The 441-nt window shown below is 61.0% G+C and carries 1 protein-coding gene; it reads right to left on the reverse strand.

Features of this window, described 5'->3' with window-relative positions; all coding sequences use genetic code 11:
- Positions 1 to 359 (reverse strand): helix-turn-helix domain-containing protein (locus tag G3480_RS27415; protein WP_240906126.1); only part of this gene is annotated, 359 nt, incomplete at its 3' end.
- Positions 360 to 441: the final 82 nt, after the last annotated feature.

Consider the following 441-nt stretch of genomic DNA (forward strand, 5'->3'; position numbering starts at 1 on the left):
ACGGCCGGATCGGCCATCGCTAGGCGGCTTGAGAGATCATCGAGCAACGCGGCGAGTGGACGCGGCTCGGGTCGGTTGGACTGGGGGGCGAGGACCGGCGTCGTCCTTGCGACCTGCGCGGTTTCGAGCATCGGCACGGTGCCGTGCAGCAGCCAGTAGGGATTCACGCCGCGCGAGCGCTGAAGCGCATTCAACGCTTCCCACTGCGGTTCCGTGATCCCGCGCTCCCATTGCGAGATCGCCTGCTTGGAAATCCCACCCGCGCACTGCCCGAGTGCGGTTTGAGTGAGCTTGAGCTGCTTGCGCAGGATCTTCACACGATCGGCGACAGTGTCCATAGCGACAAGTTTAATTGACATATCCCGCAGGTCAATTGACTTTCTGCCGCAATCGTACTTTACTTTTCGCCATGATCACCAAATCCGACCTGATCAGCGCGCT

Origin of the sequence: Thiorhodococcus mannitoliphagus, assembly GCF_010915725.1 — a bacterium.
GTDB lineage: Bacteria > Pseudomonadota > Gammaproteobacteria > Chromatiales > Chromatiaceae > Thiorhodococcus > Thiorhodococcus mannitoliphagus.